Source organism: Pseudomonas sp. SBT1-2 (genome assembly GCF_028640875.1).
Classification (GTDB): domain Bacteria; phylum Pseudomonadota; class Gammaproteobacteria; order Pseudomonadales; family Pseudomonadaceae; genus Aquipseudomonas; species Aquipseudomonas chlororaphis_I.
In genome coordinates this window covers 141,914-165,992 of the sequence record NZ_JAQZAA010000115.1, presented here as the reverse complement: position 1 = coordinate 165,992, position 24,079 = coordinate 141,914, and the positions used below count along the sequence as shown (strand labels likewise).

Annotated in this window: 21 protein-coding genes; 12 read left to right on the top strand and 9 right to left on the bottom strand. The window is 61.7% G+C overall.

What is annotated here, in order from left to right:
* Nucleotides 1-267: 267 nt before the first annotated feature.
* The 3 genes from PVZ78_RS29460 to PVZ78_RS29450 all read right to left on the bottom strand — a co-directional run bounded on the left by PVZ78_RS29460 (nt 268) and on the right by PVZ78_RS29450 (nt 3,315).
* Nucleotides 268-1,614, bottom strand: a complete 1,347-nt coding sequence (locus PVZ78_RS29460; RefSeq protein ID WP_028681800.1) for an MFS transporter — start codon at nt 1,612-1,614, stop codon at nt 268-270.
* A gap of 312 nt (nt 1,615-1,926) precedes the next feature.
* Nucleotides 1,927-2,769, bottom strand: coding sequence for a pca regulon transcriptional regulator PcaR (gene pcaR, locus PVZ78_RS29455; RefSeq protein WP_009047398.1), 843 nt, complete (start codon nt 2,767-2,769; stop codon nt 1,927-1,929).
* A gap of 201 nt (nt 2,770-2,970) precedes the next feature.
* Nucleotides 2,971-3,315, bottom strand: a complete 345-nt coding sequence (locus PVZ78_RS29450; protein ID WP_155290747.1) for a hypothetical protein — start codon at nt 3,313-3,315, stop codon at nt 2,971-2,973.
* Between the two features lie 98 nt (nt 3,316-3,413).
* Here PVZ78_RS29450 and PVZ78_RS29445 point away from each other — a divergent pair, with 98 nt between their 5' ends.
* Nucleotides 3,414-3,614 carry a hypothetical protein gene (locus tag PVZ78_RS29445; protein WP_009047397.1) on the top strand — a complete coding sequence of 67 codons (201 nt, stop codon included), beginning with the start codon at nt 3,414-3,416 and terminating at the stop codon, nt 3,612-3,614.
* Between the two features lie 353 nt (nt 3,615-3,967).
* Entirely contained in the window at nt 3,968-5,443 is a 1,476-nt protein-coding gene (locus tag PVZ78_RS29440; protein WP_009047396.1) for an inorganic phosphate transporter, read from the top strand.
* A 152-nt stretch (nt 5,444-5,595) separates the two neighbouring features.
* Here PVZ78_RS29440 and ccoM read toward each other — a convergent pair whose 3' ends face one another.
* From ccoM to PVZ78_RS29430, 3 genes are all read right to left on the bottom strand, one after another.
* Nucleotides 5,596-5,712 carry a cytochrome c oxidase subunit CcoM gene (ccoM, locus tag PVZ78_RS31680; protein ID WP_007926603.1) on the bottom strand — a complete coding sequence of 39 codons (117 nt, stop codon included), beginning with the start codon at nt 5,710-5,712 and terminating at the stop codon, nt 5,596-5,598.
* A gap of 145 nt (nt 5,713-5,857) precedes the next feature.
* Nucleotides 5,858-6,016 (bottom strand): hypothetical protein, encoded by a 159-nt coding sequence (locus PVZ78_RS29435; protein WP_023968072.1) that lies wholly within the window; start codon nt 6,014-6,016, stop codon nt 5,858-5,860.
* A 230-nt stretch (nt 6,017-6,246) separates the two neighbouring features.
* The gene (locus PVZ78_RS29430; protein ID WP_009047394.1) at nt 6,247-6,588 is read right to left on the bottom strand and encodes a hypothetical protein; all 342 of its coding nucleotides are present in this window, start codon (nt 6,586-6,588) and stop codon (nt 6,247-6,249) included.
* A 219-nt stretch (nt 6,589-6,807) separates the two neighbouring features.
* Between PVZ78_RS29430 and rapA the strand changes: the two genes are divergently transcribed.
* Complete coding sequence (rapA, locus tag PVZ78_RS29425) at nt 6,808-9,654, top strand: RNA polymerase-associated protein RapA (RefSeq protein ID WP_009047393.1); 2,847 nt, start codon at nt 6,808-6,810, stop codon at nt 9,652-9,654.
* Between the two features lie 161 nt (nt 9,655-9,815).
* On the opposite strand, the gene PVZ78_RS29420 is transcribed toward rapA, so the two are convergent.
* The gene (locus PVZ78_RS29420; protein ID WP_009047392.1) at nt 9,816-11,162 is read right to left on the bottom strand and encodes a spinster family MFS transporter; all 1,347 of its coding nucleotides are present in this window, start codon (nt 11,160-11,162) and stop codon (nt 9,816-9,818) included.
* A gap of 338 nt (nt 11,163-11,500) precedes the next feature.
* Here PVZ78_RS29420 and PVZ78_RS29415 point away from each other — a divergent pair, with 338 nt between their 5' ends.
* On the top strand, nt 11,501-11,860 hold the full coding sequence (locus tag PVZ78_RS29415; protein ID WP_016702058.1) for a YkgJ family cysteine cluster protein: 360 nt from the start codon (nt 11,501-11,503) through the stop codon (nt 11,858-11,860).
* 144 nt (nt 11,861-12,004) lie between these two features.
* A complete protein-coding gene (locus PVZ78_RS29410; protein ID WP_273829656.1) occupies nt 12,005-14,293 on the top strand; it encodes a putative bifunctional diguanylate cyclase/phosphodiesterase in 2,289 nt (762 codons plus the stop codon).
* Here the strand turns inward: PVZ78_RS29410 and PVZ78_RS29405 are convergent.
* Nucleotides 14,184-15,080, bottom strand: a complete 897-nt coding sequence (locus PVZ78_RS29405) for an NAD(P)-dependent oxidoreductase (protein ID WP_053268380.1) — start codon at nt 15,078-15,080, stop codon at nt 14,184-14,186. The two genes, PVZ78_RS29410 and PVZ78_RS29405, sit on opposite strands and share 110 nt — an antisense overlap.
* 192 nt (nt 15,081-15,272) lie before the next feature.
* Here PVZ78_RS29405 and PVZ78_RS29400 point away from each other — a divergent pair, with 192 nt between their 5' ends.
* Nucleotides 15,273-17,456: a hypothetical protein gene (locus PVZ78_RS29400; protein ID WP_273829655.1), complete on the top strand. Its 2,184-nt coding sequence runs from the start codon at nt 15,273-15,275 to the stop codon at nt 17,454-17,456.
* A gap of 331 nt (nt 17,457-17,787) precedes the next feature.
* On the opposite strand, the gene PVZ78_RS29395 is transcribed toward PVZ78_RS29400, so the two are convergent.
* On the bottom strand, nt 17,788-18,099 hold the full coding sequence (locus tag PVZ78_RS29395) for a DUF2288 domain-containing protein (RefSeq protein ID WP_009047388.1): 312 nt from the start codon (nt 18,097-18,099) through the stop codon (nt 17,788-17,790).
* Between the two features lie 339 nt (nt 18,100-18,438).
* Between PVZ78_RS29395 and PVZ78_RS29390 the strand changes: the two genes are divergently transcribed.
* The 6 genes from PVZ78_RS29390 to PVZ78_RS29365 all read left to right on the top strand — a co-directional run bounded on the left by PVZ78_RS29390 (nt 18,439) and on the right by PVZ78_RS29365 (nt 24,061).
* Complete coding sequence (locus PVZ78_RS29390) at nt 18,439-19,566, top strand: branched-chain amino acid ABC transporter substrate-binding protein (protein ID WP_025806742.1); 1,128 nt, start codon at nt 18,439-18,441, stop codon at nt 19,564-19,566.
* A gap of 231 nt (nt 19,567-19,797) precedes the next feature.
* A complete protein-coding gene (livH, locus tag PVZ78_RS29385; protein ID WP_007926616.1) occupies nt 19,798-20,721 on the top strand; it encodes a high-affinity branched-chain amino acid ABC transporter permease LivH in 924 nt (307 codons plus the stop codon).
* On the top strand, nt 20,718-21,986 hold the full coding sequence (locus tag PVZ78_RS29380; protein WP_273829654.1) for a high-affinity branched-chain amino acid ABC transporter permease LivM: 1,269 nt from the start codon (nt 20,718-20,720) through the stop codon (nt 21,984-21,986). Before livH ends, PVZ78_RS29380 begins: the two co-directional genes overlap by 4 nt.
* The gene (gene livG / locus PVZ78_RS29375) at nt 21,983-22,750 is read left to right on the top strand and encodes a high-affinity branched-chain amino acid ABC transporter ATP-binding protein LivG (RefSeq protein ID WP_009047385.1); all 768 of its coding nucleotides are present in this window, start codon (nt 21,983-21,985) and stop codon (nt 22,748-22,750) included. The genes PVZ78_RS29380 and livG overlap by 4 nt, the downstream gene beginning before the upstream one ends.
* Nucleotides 22,751-23,452 (top strand): ABC transporter ATP-binding protein, encoded by a 702-nt coding sequence (locus tag PVZ78_RS29370; RefSeq protein ID WP_007926621.1) that lies wholly within the window; start codon nt 22,751-22,753, stop codon nt 23,450-23,452.
* A 303-nt stretch (nt 23,453-23,755) separates the two neighbouring features.
* Nucleotides 23,756-24,061 carry a BufA1 family periplasmic bufferin-type metallophore gene (locus PVZ78_RS29365; protein ID WP_009047384.1) on the top strand — a complete coding sequence of 102 codons (306 nt, stop codon included), beginning with the start codon at nt 23,756-23,758 and terminating at the stop codon, nt 24,059-24,061.
* The last annotated feature ends 18 nt before the right edge of the window (nt 24,062-24,079 follow it).

The window sequence follows — 24,079 nt, the reverse complement described above, 5'->3', positions numbered from 1 at the left end:
GGAAGAAAAAGGCGCAAGGGATACGCCTGAGTGACTGAAGATTAAGCCGGGGGAAAAACCCAAACAATCCGATAATCGACTGAGTGTTCGTTTATCGAACAGATTGTTGTCTGACTATCGATTGCGTTGTAGCCGCTGCCGCAGACTGCGATCGACCGGAACGGTCGCGAAGATCTCAGGCTCGCTGAAGGCCTTCGGCCTTATCGCAGCCTGCGGCAGCGGCTACAGGTATTCAGCGCTCCCTTCAGGAGCGCTTTCTTCATTCGATCAGGTCGCATCCGCATGGCTGACCATGCCCTTGATCACCACCGCCGTGGTCGCCAGCGCCGCCGGGATCACCAGCGCGGTCAGCACCTGCTCGAAGTTCCAGCCCAGCCCCAGCAGCGTGGCGCCCATCCAGGCCCCGAGGATCGCCCCGAAACGACCGATGCCGAGCATCCACGACACGCCGGTGGCGCGGCCCTGGGTCGGATAGAAGCGCGCGGCCAGGGATGGCATCGCCGATTGCGCGCCGTTGACGCACATGCCGGCGATCAGCACCAGGGTCGCCAGCAAGGTGATGTTGCCCAGGCTTTGCCCGACCGCGTAGGCGAAGACCCCGGCCAGCAGGTAGAAGGTGCCGATGACCTTGTGCGGGTTGAAGCGGTCCATGGCCCAGCCCACCGCCACGGCGCTGAGTACCCCGCCAAACTGGAACAGCGCGCCAATAAAGGCCGCCTGCTCCATGCTCGCGCCGCTGTCGCGCATCAGGGTCGGCAGCCAGCTGGTCAGCAGGTACACGATCACCAACCCCATGAAATAGGTCAGCCACAACAGCAAGGTGCCAGCGCTGTAGGTCCCGGAGAAAATCACCGCAAACACATTGCGCGCCTTCACCGTCTTCTGTTCCGGCACGCTGAAGCTCGCGGCCTGGCCGACCGTGCCCGGCTCGATGGGCGCCAGGGCCTTGCGCACCTTGTCGGTGCCACGATTGCGCACCACCAGGTAACGCGCCGACTCCGGCAGCCAGGCCAGCAGCACCACGGCCAGGATCAGCGGCAGGATCCCGCCGATCAGCAACAGGCTGTGCCAGCCGAACGCCGGGATCAGCTTGGCGGAAATGAAACCGCCACCGGCCATGCCCAGGTTGAAACCACAGAACATGCTGGTCACCAGCAACGACTTGTGGCGCTCGGGGGTGTATTCGGAGAGCAGCGTGGTGGCATTCGGCATGCCGGCGCCCAGGCCCAGGCCGGTGAGGAAACGCAGCACCAGCAACTGGTCGACATTGGTGCTGTAGGCCGACGCCAGGCTGAAGGCACCGAACAGCAGCACCGCCCCCACCAACACCACTTTGCGCCCGAAGCGGTCAGCCAACGGGCCGGAGCCCAGCGCCCCGAACACCATGCCGATCAGCGCCGCACTCATCACCGGGCCGAGGCTGGCACGGTCGATGCCCCAATCCTGGGACAGCGCCGGCGCGATGAATCCCATGGCCGCGGTGTCGAGGCCATCGAGAAAGACAATCAGGAAACACAGGATCACCACCCGCCACTGATAGCGCGACAGCGGCTGGGCATTGATAAAGGACTGCACATCGAGGCAGTTCCCTACAGCGGATTGAGGCTGGTTCATTATTTTTATTCCACGCGAAAAACGCAGGCGAACAGGCGCCAGCCAAAGCTGGTCGGTTCAAATCGAAAAAGGGTCTTGCGGATCAGGCCGTCGGCAGGCGAAGGCAGGATAAAGGAGCGCGGCTGGGCGCGCGGGCGATGCTCATGGGCGGGTTGGCCTCTTCATTATTATGGGGGGCGCCACGCGGCCAATGGAGAGGCAGAGCTCCAGTGGCCGGATGACGCTGCCGCGACATTAATGAGGCAAGGGAAAGAGCGTCAATTCAGCAAGCGCGTATCTGTGCGTTTATCGAACAGCTTAAGCAGGCAGCCCTCAAGCGAACAATTGGGCGCTGAGGTCGCGACTGGCGCTGAGCAGGCCCGGCAAGAAGCGCTGCTCCAGCTCGGCGCGGCTGACGCGGCCGGCATGGGTACTGACATTGAGCGCGGCCAGCACCTGGCCTGAAGCGTCGTACACCGGCACGGCGATGGAACGCAGGCCTTGCTCCAGCTCCTGATCGACGATGCACCAGCCCTGCTGCCGAACCTGTTGCAGGCATTCGAGCAGCGCCTCTGGCGTGTGCAGGGTACGGCTGGTCTTGGCTTGCAGGTCGGCATGCTCGAGGTATTCGCGCAACGAAGCGTCATCCAGCGCCGCCAGCAGGATCCGCCCCATGGACGTGCAGTAGGCCGGCAGGCGCCCACCGACCGAGAGATCGACCGAGATCAGGCGCTGGGTGGTGGCCGAACGGGCGATGTACAGAATGTCGTCGCCTTCCAGGGTGGCCATGTTGCAGGCTTCGTGCAGTTGCTCGCTCATGCGATCCAGGTAAGGCTGGGCCGACACCGCCAGCGGCGTGGAAGACAGGTAGGCGTGCCCCAGTGTCAGCACCTTGGGCAGCAACGAATAGGTGCGGCCGTCGGTGGTGGCGTAACCGAGCTTGATCAGGGTATGCAGGCAGCGGCGCACGGCGGCCCGGGGAATCTCCGTGCGGTGGCTGATCTGGGCAATGGTCAGATGGCGCTTGCGCTCCTGAAAGGCCTGGACCACCGCCAGGCCGCGAGCCAGAGAAGTCATGAAATCCGGATCACCCGTCAGCGCCTGAATCCGCTTGGCCGGCGAAGCGACAATCGGTGGCGCGGCGGAAGCGAAGGAATTACGCAATTGATCGTTCATTTCAGGTTCTCTGCGACGGAAGTCTGGCTTATTACAAGCCGTACTGGAGAGGATGCACAAGCCTGCACAGCCAACATTGGGCGATTATCGAACCATCGACCGATAATCGCAATCCACCGCGACTAAGTGCTTCTACGCGATGCGGCGTTTTTTCGCCGCCAATAAAACTCTCATTTCTTCCGTATTAGTCCAGGCAACTTGTCAGGCCTTGTTACAGAACTGCAGCGTCACCCCTCTCATCATTCGGCTTAAAACTTTCGTGTAACAAAACCCTGATATCAAGTTGACGATTTTTAACTTATTGCCGATAGAGTTATTCATGGCCGCCGCTATAATGAGCAAAGTGATCACCGACGCTTTTCTGCGTTCGGCAGCATCATCAGGGTGCGTATCGGTAAGTGACGCTTCCTGCTGCAAGCGCTTGACGCTCATCTCAATATGCCCGGCCAATGTGCTTGCAAAAAAGTGACTGTTGCTACGACAGCTGTTCTTGTCCGGTGGCGTGGCCGCATGCAACAAGAAGCGGTTTGGCGAGCCCCATCGCAATCCTGGCTCCTTTAATCGAGCCGAGCACGAGGCGCTCGATAAACCCGATCGAGGCAATGCGTATCATCGGGATAATCTCAACTCAGTTAGGTAACACTGTGACGAAAGACGAACTGCGCGCGGAACTTGAGCGCCAGGAACAACGTTACAAGGAAGTTTACGGAGGCGAAGTCACCACCTACGCCGCCCAGCCTGAACCGGAACGCAAACCTTGGCGAAAGCGCGCCAGCATTCTCGACCAGGCATTTACCCAAGAACTGCAAAAGATGGAAAAAGAGCTCAAGGCAGAACAGCCGTGACGCTCTTCGCCTGAAGCTTTCGCACTGCTCGATGCCCTTGCAGATAAATGCCGATCGCAAGGTCGGCCGGGCATCCGCCGTGCAGCCGCGGATGGGGCCCAAGGGCTCAAAAACTGTCATGGAAGTGAAATTTCATACAAGCGTTTGAGACGTTTGGCTGAGTCTTGCACCCCTGACCTTGAGGATGAGCCCCAGTAAAATCAAGGGCTTGCCCATGCCTCGAAAAAAGGCATGGCCATTGGCCTGCCTCCGGCTTTTTCGTTGAAGAATGTTACCAACCAGCACCTAGTGCATCGATTACCAGGGTTTTCTGGCATAATCGCGCCCCCTTATGACCGGGTCAGAAAACCTTCATGATCGATTTATTCAGCGGACTGGATGCTTGGGTGCTTGTGAGCCTCTTGCTCGCCCTGGCTTTTGTCCTCGCCTACGAGTTCATCAACGGCTTTCATGACACCGCAAATGCGGTTGCCACTGTTATCTACACCAAAGCCATGCCGCCGCACCTGGCCGTATTCTTTTCCGGTGTATTCAATTTCCTCGGCGTGCTGCTGGGCGGCGTCGGCGTGGCCTATGCCATCGTCCATCTGCTGCCGGTCGAGCTGCTGATCAATGTCAACACCGGCCACGGCCTGGCCATGGTCTTCTCGTTGCTGGCCGCGGCCATCACCTGGAACCTGGGCACCTGGTACTTCGGTATTCCCGCTTCCAGCTCCCACACCTTGATCGGTTCGATCCTCGGCGTCGGCCTGGCCAACGCCCTGCTCAACGACATCCCGTTGGGCGATGGCGTGAACTGGCAGAAGGCGATCGACATCGGCGCTTCCCTGGTGTTCTCGCCCATGGCCGGCTTCCTGATTGCCGCCCTGGTGCTGATCGGCCTGAAGTGGTGGCGTCCGATCTCGAAGATGCACAAGACCCCGGAACAACGCCGCAAGGTCGACGACAAGAAACATCCGCCCTTCTGGAATCGCCTGGTGCTGGTGATCTCGGCCATGGCCGTGAGCTTTGTGCACGGTTCCAACGACGGCCAGAAAGGCATCGGCCTGATCATGCTGGTACTGATCGGTATCGTGCCCGCGCAGTTCGTGCTCGACCTGAACAGCACCACTTACCAGATCGAACGTACCCGCGACGCCACCCTGCACCTGAGCCAGTTCTACCAGCGCAACCAGGACTCCCTGGGCGAGTTCCTGGCCCTGGGCAAAAGCGTGAAGGACGATCTGCCAGGCAAATTCCGCTGCAACCCGCAGCAGACCGAACCGACCATCGCCGCGCTGCTGGGCACCCTCAAGGGTGTAGCCGACTATCACTCGCTGCCGGCCGAAAGCCGCATCGAAGTGCGTCGCTACCTGCTCTGCCTGGACGACACCGCGAAGAAAGTCGGCAAGCTGCCGAACCTCGCGGCCCGTGAAAAGGCTGACCTGGACAAGTTGCGCAAAGACCTGACCGCCACCACCGAATACGCGCCGTTCTGGGTGATCCTGGCCGTGGCCCTGGCCCTTGGCCTGGGGACCATGATCGGCTGGAAACGTGTGGTGCAGACCATCGGTGAGAAGATCGGCAAGCAAGGCATGACCTATGCCCAGGGCATGTCGGCGCAGATCACCGCCGCCGGCCTGATCGGCATGGCCAATATCTTCAGCCTGCCGGTATCGACCACCCACGTGCTGTCGTCGGGTGTGGCCGGGACCATGGTCGCCAACAAAAGCGGCCTGCAAAGCGGCACCGTGCGCACCATCCTGCTGGCCTGGGTACTGACCCTGCCGGCGACCGTGGCGCTGTCGGCCGGTCTGTTCTGGCTGGCCTCGAAAGCCCTCGGGACCTGATTCGCTCGGTCCGCGACAAAAAAGGTGCGCCCCTTGGGTTGCACCTTTTTTTGTGCCTGAAGGAAGTGATCGTTCCCCCACAAAACACACAGGCAAAAAAAAGGGCAACCGAAGTTGCCCAAAATGCCTTGCGTGCTCGTTACCGGAAAGACTTAAGGTTTTTTGCGTTTATGCGCATCTTTCCAGATGAAAAATCCAAACCCGGCGAAAAACAGAACCATGAGGCCGACAGTCAGCACTCCGGCGATCACCACATTATCGAAAAACATGACTGGCCTCCTGCTCTTGCCCTGTTGCGATGGGGCTAAGTTAACCAAAGAGGCGGCGGGGAAAATTGACCGGGGTCAATGGTCACCCAAGACAGGACGACAGGGAGGGGAAATAACTGACTTACATCAACAGATCGCGCCCGGTTCAGCGCTTTTTCGGCTTTTTCGGTTTCTTCTTCGGCTTGCCCAGAGGCATTGCCTGCTCGAAGGCCTGGCGCACTTCATTCAGGCGCTTTTCCTTCAGGTCATGCACACGCTTGGCACGTTCGGCGTTCAGGTCGATCAGGTTGTCGTCTTGGCTCATGGCGTTGGCTTGCATCATTCAGGTCAATGTCGACCACAGCCTCTATATATAGATAGCGCGGCTGCGGCCCTTGCGGGTTTGCCAATAATGCGGCGTGACGCGGCGGCTGACCAGTGATCGGCAGGTATCGAGCGCAATTAAAGGTGGAGGTCCGCCGTATTTGACCAGCATCGTGCGGATTGCGGCATGTGATTCCTTGCCTCGCCGTTGCAGGCATTCAAGAGCGGTATCTAAACCTCGACGTCGACCCACAGCCCCTGGCGTGGCGCATCCTCGATCAGCGGCACCACCGGCACAGTGTTGTCGGCATTCAGCTCGTCCCCGGGCACGGCCAGGTGCAGTTCGGGATCGTTCTCGGCCTCACGCTGGCGTTTGTGCTTTTGTTGCTGGCGCTGCTGTTCTTCGCGCAGCAGCAGCGCCGACTGTTCGGCATCGCGCTTTTGCAGGTCGATGGTGCTTTCGTTGGAACTCTGTTGCACCGGCACCACCGGCGGGATATCCGGGCGCGGCCGGATCGGATCCTGCTGGGAGGTCACGGGCACGGCACTCAAGGGCAGCATCGGGGGCAGCATATTATTGGTCTCCTGTCGGCAGGCTGTCGGCTGCTGCGGGGGCGACTTGAGCCATCGGTCGCAAACTTGTGACCCAGTCGTCACCCGATAGTGCCCCGAGCCCCGACAAATGCGCCCGATACGCTACCTTCCAGCGTAGTTGTTTTTGTTAGAGTTCTTTGGCCTGAGGGCGCCGATCCGTTAACATAGTCGGCTTTTTCAAGGCGGGAGTCAGGCAGCATGGCGCAGCAGTATCAACCGGGGCAACGCTGGATTAGTGACAGCGAAGCCGAGCTAGGTCTAGGCACCGTTCTGGCACAGGACGGCCGCTTGCTGACCGTGCTCTATCCGGCCACTGGCGACACTCGCCAGTATGCGCTACGGAATGCGCCCCTCACTCGCGTGAGGTTTTCCCCGGGTGACACCATCACCCACTTCGAAGGCTGGAAGATGACCGTGCGCGAAGTCGACGACGTCGATGGCCTGCTGGTCTACCACGGCCTCAACGGGCAGAACGAAGTCGTCACCCTGCCGGAAACCCAACTCTCGAACTTCATCCAGTTCCGTCTGGCCAGCGACCGTCTGTTCGCCGGGCAGATCGACCCGCTGGCCTGGTTCTCCCTGCGCTACCACACCCTGGAACACACCAGCCGCCAGCTGCAATCGTCGCTGTGGGGCCTGGGTGGCGTACGCGCCCAGCCGATCGCCCACCAGTTGCACATTGCCCGTGAAGTCGCCGACCGTATCGCGCCGCGGGTTCTCCTGGCGGACGAAGTGGGCCTGGGCAAGACCATCGAAGCCGGCCTGGTGATCCATCGCCAGCTGCTGTCGGGCCGCGCCAGCCGCGTGCTGATCCTGGTCCCGGAAAACCTGCAGCACCAGTGGCTGGTGGAAATGCGCCGGCGCTTCAACCTGCAGGTCGCGCTGTTCGACGAAGAACGTTTTATCGAAAGCGATGCCGCCAACCCCTTCGAGGACACCCAGCTCGCCCTGGTGGCCCTGGAATGGCTGGTGGACGACGAGAAGGCCCAGGACGCGCTGTTCGCCGCCGGCTGGGACCTGATGGTGGTCGACGAAGCCCACCACCTGGTATGGCACGAAGACCAGGTCAGCCCGGAATACGCGCTGGTGGAACAGCTGGCCGAGGTGATTCCGGGCGTCCTGCTGCTCACCGCCACCCCGGAACAACTGGGCCAGGACAGCCACTTCGCCCGTCTGCGCCTGCTCGACCCGAACCGTTTCCACGACCTGGCCGCCTTCCGCGCCGAGAGCGAAAACTATCGCCCGGTGGCCGAAGCCGTGCAGGAACTGCTGGATAAAGGACGCCTGTCGCCCGAAGCGCACAAGACCATCCACAACTTCCTCGGCAACGAAGGCGAAGCCCTGCTCGCCGCCGTCAACGAGGGCGATAGCGAGGCCAGCGCGCGCCTGGTGCGCGAGCTGCTGGACCGCCACGGCACCGGCCGTGTGCTGTTCCGCAACACCCGCGCCGCGGTGCAAGGTTTCCCCGAGCGCAAGCTGCACCCCTACCCGCTGCCGTGCCCGGACGAATACCTGGAACTGCCGCTGGGCGAGCACGCCGAGCTGTACCCGGAAGTCAGCTTCCAGGCCCAGCCGGACGCCAGCGAAGAAGAGCGCTGGTGGAAATTCGACCCGCGTGTCGAGTGGCTGATCGACCAGCTGAAAATGCTCAAGCGCACTAAGGTCCTGGTGATCTGCGCCCATGCGGAAACCGCCATGGACCTGGAAGACGCCCTGCGCGTGCGTTCCGGCATCCCGGCCACGGTGTTCCACGAAGGCATGAACATCCTCGAGCGCGACCGCGCCGCCGCCTACTTCGCCGATGAAGAGTTCGGCGCCCAGGTGCTGATCTGCTCGGAAATCGGCAGTGAAGGTCGCAACTTCCAGTTCGCCCACCACCTGGTGCTGTTCGATCTGCCGTCGCACCCGGACCTGCTGGAGCAGCGGATCGGCCGTCTCGACCGGATCGGCCAGAAACACGTGATCGAACTGCATGTGCCGTACCTGGAAACCAGCCCGCAAGAGCGCCTGTTCCAGTGGTACCACGAAGCGCTGAACGCCTTCCTCAATACCTGCCCGACCGGCAACGCCCTGCAGCATCAGTTCGGCCCGCGCCTGCTGCCGCTGCTGGAAGAAGCCGACGACGGCGAGTGGCAAGCGCTGATCGACGAGGCGCGCACCGAGCGCGAACGCCTTGAGGCCGAGCTGCACACCGGTCGCGACCGTCTGTTGGAGCTCAACTCCGGCGGCGCTGGCGAAGGTGATGCGCTGGTGGAAGCGATCCTCGAGCAGGACGATCAGTTCGCCCTGCCGATCTACATGGAAACCCTGTTCGACGCCTTCGGCATCGACAGCGAAGACCATTCGGACAACGCGCTGATCCTCAAGCCAAGCGAAAAAATGCTCGACGCCAGCTTCCCCCTGGGCGACGACGAAGGCGTGACCATCACCTACGACCGCAACCAGGCGCTGTCTCGCGAAGACATGCAGTTCATCACCTGGGAACACCCGATGGTGCAAGGCGGCATGGACCTGGTGCTGTCCGGCTCCATGGGCAACACCGCCGTGGCGCTGATCAAGAACAAGGCGCTGAAACCCGGCACCGTGTTGCTGGAACTGCTGTACGTCAGTGAAGTGGTGGCACCGCGCTCGCTGCAACTGGGCCGCTACCTGCCACCGGCCGCCCTGCGCTGCCTGCTGGACGCCAACGGCAACGACCTGTCGGCGCGCGTCGCCTTCGAGACCCTCAACGACCAGCTGGAAAGCGTGCCACGGGCCAGCGCCAACAAGTTCATCCAGGCCCAGCGCGACCAGCTGACGCCGAAGATCAACGCTGGCGAAGCGAAGATTGCCCCACGTCACGCCGAGCGCGTGGCCGAGGCGCAACGTCGCCTGGCCGCCGACACCGACGAAGAACTGGCGCGCCTGACCGCGTTGCAGGCGGTCAACCCGACCGTGCGCGACAGCGAGCTGGTGGCCCTGCGCCAACAACGCGAACAAGGCCTGGCCATGCTTGAGAAAGCAGCGCTGCGCCTGGAAGCGATCCGGGTACTGGTAGCGGGCTGATTCCCCCTGCTCTCCCGGTAAATGAAAAGGCCCGCACAATGCGGGCCTTTTTTATCGGCTTCTGTAGGAGCGAGGCTTGCCCGCGATGGAGGCAACCCGTTCTATCTGGCACACCGCGTCATCGTTCATCGCGGGCAAGCCTCGCTCCTACAAAGCACTGTTCAGGCGGTCACCGCAGCCCCCGCTGGCGCGGCCGGCACCAACCCGTCCTTCATCCGCTGCGCATCGCGCACGAAGCAGCGCGAGGCCAGGAACAGGAACAGCATGGTCAGCAGCAACGCCACCGGGATCAGGTACATGGCGTCATGCAGGCCAACCGCCTTGAACGCCTCGGTCATCTGCTCAGCCCCGGCGGCGTACATCGCCGCATGGGCAAAGTGATCGGACAGTGCCCCCACCACCACCGGCCCCAGGCCACCGCCCAGCAGGTACAGGCCGGCGAAGAACAGCGCCATGGCCGTGGCGCGCAGACGGGGTTCGACCACATCCTGGATTGCCGTGTAAACGCAGGTATAGAAGTTGTAGGCGAACAGCCAGCCGACACTGAACACCGCGACGAACACCCCGATTTCGATGCGCCCGGCATGCAGGGCCCAGGCGGTGCACAGGGTCGAGATCAGCATGCTGAAGGCGGCGAACAACAACCGACCGTTGGCCACACGCTGGTGAATCTTGTCGGCGACCCAGCCGCCCAGGGTCAGCCCGAACAGGCCGGTCAACCCGACTATCACCCCGGTCGCCACCGCGGCGTCCTGCAACGGCATCAGGAAATAACGCTGCAGCATCGGCACCAGGAACGAGTTGCAGGCGTAGGTGGCGAAGTTGAAGGTCAGCCCGGCCAGCACCAGCCAGAGAAAGGTCGGGATCGCCAGCACCCGGCGGATCGGCCGGTCGACGCGTTCCTGGGAAACCTTGACGGTTTCCGCCGCACCGCGCTTGGGCTCCTTGATGAAGAACATGAACACCGCCAGCAACAGGCCCGGCACCGCGGCGATAAAGAACGGCGCGCGCCAGCTGTCGAAGGCCTTGACCATGGCGCCGATGGTGAAGAACGCCAGCAACAGGCCCAGGGGCAGGCCGAGCATGAAGATGCCCATGGCCCGGGCCCGGCGATGGGCCGGGAACAAGTCGCCGATCAGCGAGTTGGCGGCCGGCGCATAGCTGGCTTCGCCGATGCCGACGCCCATGCGCACGAGCAGGAAACTCCAGAAACTGCCCACCAGGCCGTTGACCGCGGTCAGCCCGCTCCACACCGCCAGGCCCCAGCCCATGAGTTTGCTGCGCGAGCCGGTATCGGCCATGCGCCCCAGGGGCAGGCCGGCAATGGCGTAGACGATGGTGAAGGCGGTGCCGATGATGCCGATCTGGAAGTCGCTCAGGTGCCATTCCATGCGGATCGGCTCGATGATGATGGCCGGAATGGTGCGATCGAAGAAGTTGAACAGGTTAGCCAGGAACAACAGGAACAGAATGCGCCAGGCATTCGCCGCTTGGGTCGAGTTCTGCATGGGTCGGTCTCTTTTATTGTTATTCGGCCAGACGCAACCGAGCCTGGAAGTTGCAATCTAGTCAGCCCCGCCGCGCTTGTCTGTAATGATTCGTAAGGCTGATACCAGGCAATCCGAAGCGCGGGCCGTCGACCGCGCTCGACGACCGTCCGAACAGCGCCAGCGCCCCCGCCTAAACCGCCGCAAGCCCCCGGATACCGGGGCTAAAGCCCGATTTTTCAAGGGCTTGCGCAGGGCCTGAAAAATACCTCGCGCGCCCCCTTCCCAAGGCCGTTGCGAAGCCTAGAATAGCGGCCTTGCTGCCCCCCTCATCAACCTCCTCCCCTTTGAATACGCCCATGTCCGAAGCCAGTCCGTGTCTGAATTGCGGTGCCTGCTGTTCACACTTTCGTGTGTCTTTTTTCTGGGGTGAATGCGCCTCTTCCGGCGGTACGGTCCCCGACGATCTGGTGGCGTCCATCAGCCCCAGCCGGGTCGCCATGCTCGGCACCGATTGCAAGCCGACCCGCTGCACCGCGCTGACCGGCGAGGTCGGCAAGGAAGTCAGCTGTTCGATCTACCACCAGCGCTCCAGCACCTGCCGCGAATTCGAGGCGTCCTGGGAAAATGGCCAACAGAACGTCGATTGCGACGCCGCGCGCGCGGCATTCGGGCTCGCGCCCCTGGAGCCGGCGCTGTACTTCGAACAGAGTGCTTAGCTCGATTGGCTATGAGCTGAATTCCAAAATCATTTAAGTCAATTTGCCACCATCGTTCCCGGCCTCGACTCGGCTTCCTATACTCAGTCCCATTGGCCAGCCACCCAGGGCTGGCCCTGGATGACTCAAGAAACGGGGCATGCGATGGAATGGCTTGGTCTGCATTTTTTTACCGAGCTCCCCGAAGGCGGGCAGGTATTACTCACCTGCAACCACAACCCCGTGCTGGTGATCCTCGCCTATCTGGTGGCCTGCGCCGGCAGCTTCGCCACCCTGGACATGGCCGAACGGGTGCGCCACGTCGACCTGGCGGCGGCCCAGCAACGCTGGCGCTGGGTCGGCGCCTTCTGCCTGGCCGGCGGCATCTGGGCCATGCACTTCATCGGCATGCTGGCACTGCAGATCCCCATCGAAACCCATTACGACCTGCCGATGACCCTGCTGTCGCTGCTGATCGCGGTGATTGCATCCTGGCTGGCGATGAAGACCCTCAGCCATCCCCAGTTGCAGCTATGGCGCTACCTGCTGGCGTCGATCTGGATCGGCCTGGGCATCTGCGCCATGCACTATGTCGGCATGGCGGCCATGCGCTCGCCAGCCACGGCCTACTACCAGCCCGACCTGTTCGGCCTGTCGATTGCCATCGCCATCAGCGCGAGCCTGGTCGCCCTGCTCTTGTCCCGCTACCTGAGCAACGGCAGCGGCGTGCTCCACCAGTTGCTCAAATACGCGGCCAGCCTGCTGCTGGGGGGCGGCATAGTCGCTATGCATTTCACCGGCATGTGGGCGTTGAAACTGGTGCTGCCGGCGACGGGCACACCCTCCATCGCGGTGGACGACAACCCCTTGCAACTGGGCCTGACCATCGCCGTCATCGCCCTGTTGATCATTGGCAGCAGCATCAGCGCGGCCTTGGCGGACAAGAAACTCCAGCACAAGGAACAGGACCTGCGCCGGGTCAACACCCTGCTGAGCCAACTGGACCAGGCCCGGGTGGCGCTGCAACAGGTGGCGCACTACGACGCCCTGACCAACCTGATCAATCGTCGCGGCTTCAACCAGCTGTTCGCCGAAAAGCTCATTGAAAAGACCGTGCAGGGTGGCATGCTCGCGGTGATGTTCCTCGACATCGATCACTTCAAGCGGATCAACGACAGCCTCGGCCACGATGCCGGCGACGAACTGTTGAAGGTGATTGCCGGCCATATCAAAAGCTCCACCCGCAGCCATCAAGACGTAGTGGCGCGTTTCGGCGGAGACGAGTTCTGCATCCTCATGAGCTTGAGCGACCGCGACGAAGCCCAGCACATGGCGCAACGCATCATGAGCAAGATGAAGGAACCCATCGAGCTGGCAGGAAGGCGCATGGTGATGACCACCAGCATCGGCATCAGCGTCTTTCCCGACGACGGCAAGACCAGCGAAGAGCTGCTCAAGCATGCCGACCTGGCGCTCTATCAATCCAAGGGCAGCGGTCGCAACAGCCTGCATTTCTTCAGCACCAACCTGAAGACCAAGGCGAGCCTGGAACTGCAACTGGAGGAAGAACTGCGCAATGCCCTACGCAACGAAGCCGGCTTGACCCTGTATTACCAGCCCATCTACGACCTGGGCAGCCGCAAGGTCAGCAAGCTTGAAGCGCTGGTGCGCTGGCGGCATCCGTTGCACGGGCTGCTGGCCCCGGATCGCTTCATCGGGATCGCCGAAGCCAACGGGCTGATTGCCGAACTGGACAACTGGGTCCTGCGCAAGGCCTGCGAGGATCTGGCCGCCCTGTCCCGCCACGGCTTTGCCGAGCTGAAAATCGCGGTGAACTGCTCGGCCCTGAACCTGGCCCGGGAGGAGTTGGCCGAAGAGATCGCCAACGCCCTGGGCAGCGCCGGTGTCGCGCCCCAGCGCCTGGAACTGGAAGTCACGGAAAACGCCCTGATGGGCAACATCGACAGCACCGTGGCCCTGTTGCGGCAGATCCGCAATCTCGGGGTGTCGCTGTCGATCGATGACTTCGGCACCGGTTACTCGTCCCTCGCCTACCTCAAGCGCCTGCCGCTCAACACCCTGAAGATCGACCGTTCGTTCATCCAGGACGTGCCCCAGTCGACTCAGGACAAGGAGATCGTCCAGGCGATCATCGTCATGGCCCATACCCTGCACTTGCAGGTGGTGACCGAAGGCGTCGAGAGCGTGCAGCAGTACGAGTTCCTCGCCCAATACGGCTGCGACTTCATCCAGGGTTACCTGCTCAGCCGCGCAATACCCCTGGAAGAGTTGCCCGGGGTGATCGACGAGATCGAGCAGCGCATGCGGCCCGCCGTCGCCGCGGTCAGCCCTCTGACGCCGGTTCGCGATACAGGCGGACCAGGGTCGCGGGATCCTGCTCCAGATAGCCCTGGCCGCCATGCAGGCGCATCAGTTGTGCAGCCAATCCGCTGATCGGCGTGGCCGAGCCCTGTTCACGGGAGAACTTCACCGCACCGTCCAGATCCTTGAGCAGGGTGCGTACATGCCATTTGATCGGTTCGAAGCGGCTCTCGGCCATCTGCGGGGCGAGGATCTGCAGCGGCCTGGAATCGGCGAAACCACCGGCCAGCGCCTCGGCCAGCAATGACGCATCGACCCCGGAACGCTCGGCCAGCGCCACCACTTCGGCGATCACCAGCGCATTGCAGGCGACGATCATCTGGTTGCAGGCCTTGGTCACCTGGCCGGCACCGACACCGCCCATATGAGTCACCCGTTGCCCCAGGTTGAGCAGGACCGGGCGTACCCTTTCGATATCCGCCGCCTCGCCACCGACCATGATCGCCAGGCTGCCAGCCTCGGCACCGGGCGTGCCGCCGGACACCGGGGCATCGACCCAGCCCATGCCGGTCGTGCTCGCCAGCTGCGCGGCCATTTCCCGGGTGGCGGTCGGCTCCAGGCTGGAGAGGTCCACCAGCAACTGGCCGGCCCGGGCTCCCTGGGCAATGCCCTCGGCACCGAATACCACCTCGCGCACCACCTCGGTGTTGGCCAGGCACAGCAGCACCAGGTCCGCCGCCTCGCACAACCGGGCCGGGGTCTCGGCCAGTCGCGCGCCAGCCTCCAGCAGCGGCGCGCATTTTTCCCGGTTGCGATTCCACACCACCAGGGGATAACCCGCCGCCAGCAGACGGCGACACATGGGCAAGCCCATCAGGCCAATACCGGCAAACCCGAGGGTGGGTAACGTTGCCATCATCTTGCCTCCTTTTGATTAAAGATCACCGAAAACTGGCCGATTTATCTGAACTTAGGAAAGGATTCCCCCTAGCGGCCATCAGACTTATCCCTATCGCTGGGGCCAATATCGCACTGTAAAGTCGCGAGATCCCACTTGATGGCTCTTTGATATCTTGTCACCGAGCCGACCAGTCCAGGCACACGGCGCACAATGACTTCTAAAAACAATTCTGCCAACGCAGTATCCGAACTGACGCTGACCCCGGGCAGCCAGAGCTTTTCAGAGTCGAAGCCATTGTCCAGCTCGCGCCCACAGGCGCCCCAGCAATACCTCTACTTCACCGAAACCAACACCGACCGCATCCTCGACAACCTCGACGGCCTGCGCGACTCGGTATTCCCGCGCCCGCCGCACCTGGAAGACGAGCTCGAAGCGCGCCGCGAGCAGGAGTTCCCCTCGGTCTGCCTGATCGGCCTGGGCCGCTGCGGGTCGAACATCGCCCTGGATGTGGCGGAGCTGGTGTACAACGCCCGCAAGTTCTACCTCAACGAATTCAACAACGACGACAAGGCCTATACCGACAAGGGCTACAGCCCCGCCCAGTGGATCCGCCACAACCTGCGCCTGGGCCAGAACAAGGCAAGCAAACCGGTGTTCCTGGTCGAGCCGCTGGTGATGCTGGGCGACCTGGACAAGGACATCGCCGGGCGCATCCGCTTCTCGCGCAAGGGCGAAAAAAGCGGCTTCATCCGCGACTACAGCAAGATGAAGATCATGGACCTCTCGGAAGTCCACGCCGGTGGCGCCGGTAACGCGCCGATCCTCGGCCAGTACCTGGCCAAGATCATCCTCAACAAGGACACCCAGCGTTTCTCCAGCCCCGACTGGAAAATGATCCACTCGTACCTGATCGACTCCTGCGGCATCAAGGCCAACCAGTCGCGCCTGTACTTCTCGATCTTCAGCGCCGGCGGCGGTACCGGTTCGGGCATGGCCTCGGAGTTCGGCCTGGCCCAGCAGTACTCGTACATGAACAAGACGTTCGACACCAAGCCGATCGACGAACACGACAGCAAGAGCGGCCACTCCTTCGTCTTCGAGCCGATCTTCACCAGCGGTATCTGCGTACTGCCGAATATCTCCGATCACCGCAGCGAAATGTCCGAAGCCTTGCACATCAACGCCGGACGCCTGCTGTGCAAATACCTGTCGGAAGAATGGGACTTCTCCTACAACTTCGATAACGAAGACAGCAGCGAAGCCAGCGTCATGGGGCGTATCCGCCCATGGAACGCGATGATGCTGATTTCCAACGACATCATGCGTTATGCCGAAGAAAGCGATGACGGCAACATCCAGAACATCGACGTCAACGCCATGGAGAAGCACGCCAACCAGTACATCTCCCAGCAGATCTTCAACATCCTCACCGCCCAGGCGGTGACCACCGACTACGACCAGAACTATTTCCGCCGCGCCGGCATCGACATCGGCGAGACCATCCGCCTGGATGCCAACGACCTGTTCATGAGCCTGGCCGGCCCGGTGGCGATCGCCTATGCCGAGTCCGTGGTCCCGGAAACCCCGGTGCCGACCGGCGACAAGTTCAAGGTGTTCGAGAAAGAGCCGCAGCGCCTGAACATCGACGACCTGTTCTTCCGCTCCATCGACCTGCCGCACTTCAACAAGGTGACCCAGGCCATCGAGGGCATCAGCCTGCTGCCGATCGAGTCCAAGCGTTATCGCGCGGCGCTGGAGCAATACAAGGCTTCCGGTTATGACGCGGCCGCGCTGCACGACCTGCACTTCTTCAAGAACTGCTCGTCGGTGGTGTCGATCGTCTCCCTGCCGAAGGACTACAAGCTGTCGTACATGGACCTGAACCGGCTCAAGACCCACCTCAACAGCCTGTTCCCCAACACCACCCTCAAGCGTTACGCGCTGGTGATCGGCGCCTCGGCCAACCTCTCGCTGACCACCCTGATCGCCAAGAGCCCGTGCCTGTCGGACGACTTCCTGACCCTGATCGTGGCCTTTATCAAGCGTTGCTTCGCCCGCAACCCGTACCGCTTCGACGAGACCCTGGACAACTCGATCCTCGATTTCATCGTCAGCGAACAGTTCGATGAAAGTCGCATCGACGAGCTGCTCAACGAGTTCGAGAACCCGGCGAAGATCCTCGATACCAACTGGTACGCGATCAAGCCGATGTACGAGAAGAAGTACCGCGAGCTGATCAACGACAAGGACAAGTTCGTCTCGATCAACGACATCCGCCTGTCCCGCGATTGCGTGAAGAAAGCCATCAAATACCTGCGCGAGATCTATCGTCACCGCATCGGCAAGACCAAGGTCATCTCGCTGAACAACCATACGGGCAGGACAGCGTACTAACAGCTGCCCGTTCTCTTCTGTAGGAGCAGCCGGTCGACGCTCGATTGCTCGCGATCAGCGGCATCAAGCTCAAGCGATGTCGACTGGTAGGACGCCATCGCGAGCAAGCTTCGCTCCTATAGGGGAAATGGCGTTTTACAGGGAAGTGGCGTTAATACCCGGAAACAATCAGGCCGCCCTTAGGCGGCCTTGAAAACTGTTCCCATTCCGCTTACGTCACCGTCAGCCTGAAACGGGTGGGGCCTTTCTCCACGGGCAACTTGCCATCACCGTGATCGCGGTTACTCGGCTACACACTTCCAGCCGGAAAAACCAGGCACCCTTTTGGTGCTCAACCTTCGGCCGGCGCCCTTTCCTGGACCAGAATCCACGGCGAAACCACCACTGCCCACAGCAGTGGATCACGCTCCACCAGATCCAGCGCCCGCGTCGCAGACACCTTGCCCACCTTCTCGGCGGCCAGCCAGGCAGAGACTTTCTCGGCCTGGTTCTCGGCCATGGCCTCGGCTGCCTCGATCAAATCCAGGCCGGCGTCGACCCACAATAGGGCACCCTTGGCGAAGAACGGCTCCAGCTCCTTCCAGGTAATAGATGCGGTTTCACCAAGCAGCTTGGCATAGAGGGTGCTAGGTTCTTGAGTCATGGGCCTGTCCCGAAAAGAAATCGGCGCAATGATAACGTCGGTGCTCTGGCAGACAAACCCGGTTGCAATTGCGTCAACGATAGAGAAGTGCAGGAGAGCCAAGGATTGCTCGCTGAATACGGTCAAAACCCCGCCGCGATTCTGTCTTTTTCTTTCAATAAAGCGACACCCCCTGATTTTGCCCCCTGGCGCCAGCTTCCCAGGCTAACAATCGGCGCTCTACACTGTACCGGTACAGTTGCCGGGGGCATTTTCCGGGGATATCCAAGAGATATCTGACCCGGTTCTGCTGCTACGGCGCCAGGACTATAAAAATTACAACAGTAAGAGTGGAGCACTATGAATAAGGCTACTAAGCAGATTTCCAAACTGTTTGCCGCTATGGTTCTGGCCGGAGTCGCCAGCCATTCGTTCGCAGCTGACACCATCAAGATCGGCATCGCCGGCCCCAAGACCGGCCCTGTAGCCCAGTACGGCGACATGCAGTTCAGTGGCGCGAAAATGGCCATCGAACAAATCAACGCCAAGGGCGGCGTCGATGGCAAGCAGCTCCAGGCCGTCGAATACGATGATGCCTGCGATCCGAAACAAGCCGTTGCCGTAGCCAACAAAGTCGTCAACGACGGCGTCAAGTTCGTGATCGGTCACCTGTGCTCCAGCTCCACTCAACCGGCTTCGGACATTTACGAAGACGAAGGCGTGGTCATGATCACCCCCGCCGCCACCAGCCCGGACATCACCACCCGTGGTTACAAGATGGTGTTCCGCACCATCGGCCTGGACAGCGCCCAGGGCCCTGCCGCCGGCAACTACATCGCCGACCACGTGAAACCGAAAATCGTTGCCGTACTGCACGACAAGCAGCAATACGGTGAAGGCATCGCCACCGCCGTTAAACAGACCCTCGAGAAGAAAGGCACCAAGGTTGCCGTGTTCGAAGGCATCAACGCCGGCGACAAGGACTTCTCCTCGATGATCGCCAAGCTCAAGCAAGCCAACGTCGACTTCGTCTACTACGGCGGCTACCACCCGGAGCTGGGCCTGATCCTGCGCCAGGCCCAGGAAAAAGGCCTGAAGGCCAAGTTCATGGGCCCGGAAGGCGTGGGTAACGACTCCATTTCGCAGATCGCCAAGGACGCTTCCGAAGGCCTGCTGGTGACCCTGCCGAAATCCTTCGACCAGGATCCGGCCAACGTGGCCCTGGCGGATGCGTTCAAGGCCAAGAAAGAAGACCCGAGCGGTCCGTTCGTGTTCCCTTCCTACTCCGCGGTTGAAGTCATTGCCGGCGGTATCACCGCCGCCAAGAGCGAAGACCCGACCAAGGTGGCCGAAGCCATCCACGCCGGTACTTTCAAGACCCCGACCGGCGACCTGAGCTTCGACGCCAAGGGCGACCTGAAAGACTTCAAGTTCGTGGTCTACGAGTGGCACTTCGGCAAACCTAAAACCGAAGTCTCGCCTCAATAAGGCCCTGTCTGACTGACTGCCAATAAAGCCCACGGCGTGCCGTGGGCTTTGTTTTACGAACGTATTGGGCCTGTTTTCCGTGATCCGGAAGCCCGCCCACCTGAAAATCTCAAAACCGTCATCAGCGGTTCGCTGGCAAAACCTGACCCGAAGTGGATGCAGATCCACGGGGCGCAGGCGGGAAAATGACTCCACCAGTGAAATGCGTATCAGGTTTTTAGGAGCGCTGTAATGCCTGACCTCTATCACTTTTTCCAACAGCTGGTTAACGGTCTCACCGTTGGCAGCACGTATGCCCTGATCGCCATCGGCTATACGATGGTTTACGGCATCATTGGAATGATCAACTTCGCCCACGGCGAGGTGTACATGATCGGTTCCTATGTGGCGTTCATCGCCATCGCGGGCCTGACCATGATGGGACTCGACAGTGTCCCGCTGTTGATGACCGCGGCCTTCATCGCGACCATCGTCGTTACCAGTGCCTACGGCTACAGCATCGAACGGATCGCCTACCGCCCCCTGCGCGGCAGCAACCGTCTGATCCCGCTGATCTCGGCCATCGGCATGTCGATCTTCCTGCAGAACACGGTTCTGCTGGCGCAGGACTCCAAGGACAAATCCATCCCCAACCTGATCCCGGGCAACTTCTCCATCGGGCCAGGTGGCGCACATGAAGTGCTGATCTCCTACATGCAAATCGTGGTGTTCGTGGTGACCCTGATCGCCATGCTCGGCCTGACCCTGTTCATCTCCCGTTCCCGCCTGGGCCGCGCCTGCCGTGCCTGCGCCGAGGACATCAAGATGGCCAACCTGCTGGGTATCAACACCAACAACATCATCGCCCTGACCTTCGTGATCGGTGCCGCGCTGGCGGCGATCGCGGCCGTGCTGCTGAGCATGCAATACGGCGTGATCAACCCCAACGCCGGCTTCCTGGTCGGTCTCAAGGCCTTCACCGCCGCGGTACTGGGCGGCATCGGCAGCATTCCGGGCGCCATGCTGGGCGGCCTGGTACTTGGGGTGGCGGAAGCCTTCGGTGCCGATATCTTCGGCGACCAGTACAAGGACGTCGTGGCGTTCGGCCTGCTGGTTCTGGTGTTGTTGTTCCGGCCAACCGGCCTGCTGGGCCGTCCGGAGGTTGAGAAAGTATGACTAGGAATCTTCGACAGGCGTTCTTCAGCGCCTTGCTGGTGTGGGCTGTCGCCTACCCGATACTCGGTTTGAAACTGACCATCGTCGGCATCAACCTGGAAGTCCATGGCACCAGCCCCACCACGCTGACCATCATCGCCCTGTGTTCGGTACTGATGTTCCTGCGGGTGCTGTTCGACCATCAGATCAGCGCGGCCTGGAAGTCCTCGCCCAACATGCCGGTGATCCCGGCCAAGGCCAGTAACTTCCTGACCCTGCCGACTACCCAGCGCTGGATCATCATTGCGCTGATCATCGGTGCGCTGGTCTGGCCGTTCTTCGGCTCGCGCGGCGCGGTGGACATCGCCACCCTGGTGCTGATCTACGTGATGCTCGGCCTGGGCCTGAACATCGTGGTCGGCCTGGCCGGCCTGCTGGACCTGGGGTACGTCGGCTTCTACGCCGTGGGCGCCTACAGCTACGCGCTGCTGTCGCACTACTACGGGTTGAGCTTCTGGATCTGCCTGCCTATCGCCGGCCTGATGGCGGCCACCTTCGGCTTCCTGCTGGGCTTCCCGGTATTGCGCCTGCGCGGTGACTACCTGGCGATCGTGACCCTGGGCTTCGGTGAAATCATCCGCCTGTTCCTGCGCAACCTGACCGACCTCACCGGTGGTCCGAACGGTATCAGCAACATCGATAAACCGACGTTCTTCGGCCTGTCCTTCGAACGCCGGGCCGCCGAGGGCCTGCAGACCTTCCACGAGTACTTCGGCATCGAATACAACTCGATCAACAAGGTGATCTTCCTTTACCTGGTCGCGTTGTTGCTGGCGCTGTTCGCCCTGTTCGTCATCAACCGCTTGCTGCGCATGCCCCTGGGACGTGCCTGGGAAGCCCTGCGCGAAGACGAAATCGCCTGCCGCGCACTGGGCCTGAACCCGACCGTGATCAAGCTGTCGGCCTTCACCCTGGGTGCCTGCTTCGCCGGTTTCGCCGGCAGCTTCTTCGCCGCGCGCCAGGGCCTGGTGACGCCGGAGTCCTTCACCTTCATCGAGTCCGCGACCATCCTCGCCATCGTGGTATTGGGCGGCATGGGCTCGCAGTTGGGCGTGGTCCTCGCAGCCACCGTGATGATCCTGCTGCCTGAACTGATGCGTGAATTCAGCGAATACCGCATGTTGATGTTCGGCGCCATGATGGTGCTGATGATGATCTGGCGTCCTCAAGGCCTGCTGCCCATGCAACGTCCCGTCCTGCAACTGAAAGCGGAGCCGCGCAAATGAGCCGTGAGATCCTCAAAGTAACGGGCCTGAGCATGCGCTTTGGCGGCCTGCTGGCGGTCAACGGCGTAGCCCTGACCGTCAAAGAAAAACAAGTGGTGTCGATGATCGGCCCGAACGGCGCCGGCAAGACCACGGTGTTCAACTGCCTGACCGGTTTCTACCAGCCCACCGCCGGCAGCATCCTGCTCGACGGTGAGCCGATCCAGGGGCTGCCCGGCCACAAGATCGCCCTCAAGGGCGTGGTACGCACCTTCCAGAACGTGCGGCTGTTCAAGGACATGACAGCGGTCGAGAACCTGTTGATCGCCCAGCACCGTCACCTGAACACCAACTTCCTGGCCGGCCTGTTCAAGACTCCGGGGTTCCGCAAGAGCGAGCGCGAGGCCATGGAATACGCCGAGTACTGGCTGGAAAAGGTCAACCTCAAGGAGTTCGCCAACCGTCCCGCCGGCACCCTGGCCTACGGTCAGCAACGGCGCCTGGAAATCGCCCGCTGCATGATGACCCGTCCGCGGATCCTCATGCTCGACGAACCGGCCGCCGGCCTCAACCCGCGGGAAACCGAGGACCTCAAGGCGCTGATCGGCGTGCTGCGCGAAGAGCACAACGCCACCGTGCTGCTGATCGAACACGACATGAAGCTGGTCATGAGCATTTCCGACCACATCGTCGTGATCAACCAGGGCACGCCCCTGGCCGACGGCACGCCGGAACAGATCCGCGACAATCCCGAAGTGATCAAAGCCTACCTGGGGGAAGCGTAAATGCTGCAGTTCGAAAACGTTTCCACCTTCTACGGCAAGATCCAGGCGCTGCACAGCGTCAACGTCGAGATCCGCCAGGGCGAGATCGTCACCTTGATCGGCGCCAACGGCGCCGGCAAATCCACCCTGCTGATGACCCTCTGCGGTTCGCCGCAGGCCCACAGCGGCAGCATCCGTTACCTGGGTGAGGAACTGGTGGGGCAGACCTCCGCGCAGATCATGCGCAAGAGCATTGCCGTGGTGCCGGAAGGTCGTCGGGTGTTCGCCCGCCTGACCGTGGAAGAGAACCTCGCCATGGGCGGGTTCTTCACCGACAAGGGCGATTACCAGGAGCAGATGGACAAGGTTCTGGGCCTGTTCCCGCGCCTCAAGGAACGCTTCAACCAGCGCGGCGGCACCATGTCCGGCGGCGAACAGCAGATGCTCGCCATCGGCCGCGCGCTGATGAGCAAGCCCAAGCTGTTGCTGCTCGACGAACCGTCCCTGGGCCTGGCGCCGATCATCATCCAGCAGATCTTCGACATCATCGAACAGCTGCGCCGTGACGGCGTGACGGTGTTCCTGGTGGAGCAGAACGCCAACCAGGCGCTGAAGATCGCCGACCGTGCCTATGTACTGGAAAACGGTCGGGTGGTGATGCAAGGCACCGGCGAAGCCCTGCTGACCGACCCCAAGGTGCGCGAAGCCTATCTGGGCGGCTGAGCACCTGCTGCAACAAAGAACGGCCCTTCGGGGCCGTTTTTTTTCACCTGGAAATCGCCCCTCCTGTAGCCGCTGCCGCAGGCTGCGATCGGGGCAACGCCCCGCAAAGGCTGACCACACGGAAGGCCCGGTACACCGCGCGGCCAGTGATTGCGACGGCTGCGCCGTCGATCGCAGCCTGCGGCAGCGGCTACAGATGAAGATTTTTTCGCCCGGGCTGTAACAAACCCCATCGACCTTTCTCTAGAGGGGTAAGCAGGCACACATGCCTGCCTTCCCCAATACCTTTTCTGGAGAAACACCATGACCGCTACCACTCGCACCCTGTCCGCCGCCGCCCTGGCCCTGGCCCTCGGCTCTGCCTTGAGCATGGCCGCGCTGCCGACCACCGCCCAGGCCGCCGACGACATGGAGAAATGCTTTGGCGTCGCCATGAAAGGCAAGAACGATTGCGCCGCAGGCGCGGGCACCACCTGTGCCGGCACCGCCAAAGTCGACCACCAGGCCAACGCCTGGAAACTGGTTCCTAAAGGCACCTGCGAGAAAACCGCCAGCAGCACCTCGCCTACCGGTTTCGGCCAGCTCCAGGCCTACAAAGCCAAGTCGTAATCCACCGTCTGCCTGAGT

Bases quoted from the DNA above. Each gene is read 5' to 3' on its own strand.
- PVZ78_RS29460 (WP_028681800.1), bottom strand. From the start codon at position 1,614: ATGAACCAGCCTCAATCCGCTGTAGGGAACTGCCTCGATGTGCAGTCC.
- pcaR (WP_009047398.1), bottom strand. From the start codon at position 2,769: ATGAACGATCAATTGCGTAATTCCTTCGCTTCCGCCGCGCCACCGATT.
- PVZ78_RS29440 (WP_009047396.1), top strand. From the start codon at position 3,968: ATGATCGATTTATTCAGCGGACTGGATGCTTGGGTGCTTGTGAGCCTC.
- ccoM (WP_007926603.1), bottom strand. From the start codon at position 5,712: ATGTTTTTCGATAATGTGGTGATCGCCGGAGTGCTGACTGTCGGCCTC.
- PVZ78_RS29435 (WP_023968072.1), bottom strand. From the start codon at position 6,016: ATGAGCCAAGACGACAACCTGATCGACCTGAACGCCGAACGTGCCAAG.
- PVZ78_RS29430 (WP_009047394.1), bottom strand. From the start codon at position 6,588: ATGCTGCCCCCGATGCTGCCCTTGAGTGCCGTGCCCGTGACCTCCCAG.
- rapA (WP_009047393.1), top strand. From the start codon at position 6,808: ATGGCGCAGCAGTATCAACCGGGGCAACGCTGGATTAGTGACAGCGAA.
- PVZ78_RS29420 (WP_009047392.1), bottom strand. From the start codon at position 11,162: ATGCAGAACTCGACCCAAGCGGCGAATGCCTGGCGCATTCTGTTCCTG.
- PVZ78_RS29415 (WP_016702058.1), top strand. From the start codon at position 11,501: ATGTCCGAAGCCAGTCCGTGTCTGAATTGCGGTGCCTGCTGTTCACAC.
- PVZ78_RS29410 (WP_273829656.1), top strand. From the start codon at position 12,005: ATGGAATGGCTTGGTCTGCATTTTTTTACCGAGCTCCCCGAAGGCGGG.
- PVZ78_RS29405 (WP_053268380.1), bottom strand. From the start codon at position 15,080: ATGATGGCAACGTTACCCACCCTCGGGTTTGCCGGTATTGGCCTGATG.
- PVZ78_RS29400 (WP_273829655.1), top strand. From the start codon at position 15,273: ATGACTTCTAAAAACAATTCTGCCAACGCAGTATCCGAACTGACGCTG.
- PVZ78_RS29395 (WP_009047388.1), bottom strand. From the start codon at position 18,099: ATGACTCAAGAACCTAGCACCCTCTATGCCAAGCTGCTTGGTGAAACC.
- PVZ78_RS29390 (WP_025806742.1), top strand. From the start codon at position 18,439: ATGAATAAGGCTACTAAGCAGATTTCCAAACTGTTTGCCGCTATGGTT.
- livH (WP_007926616.1), top strand. From the start codon at position 19,798: ATGCCTGACCTCTATCACTTTTTCCAACAGCTGGTTAACGGTCTCACC.
- PVZ78_RS29380 (WP_273829654.1), top strand. From the start codon at position 20,718: ATGACTAGGAATCTTCGACAGGCGTTCTTCAGCGCCTTGCTGGTGTGG.
- livG (WP_009047385.1), top strand. From the start codon at position 21,983: ATGAGCCGTGAGATCCTCAAAGTAACGGGCCTGAGCATGCGCTTTGGC.
- PVZ78_RS29370 (WP_007926621.1), top strand. From the start codon at position 22,751: ATGCTGCAGTTCGAAAACGTTTCCACCTTCTACGGCAAGATCCAGGCG.
- PVZ78_RS29365 (WP_009047384.1), top strand. From the start codon at position 23,756: ATGACCGCTACCACTCGCACCCTGTCCGCCGCCGCCCTGGCCCTGGCC.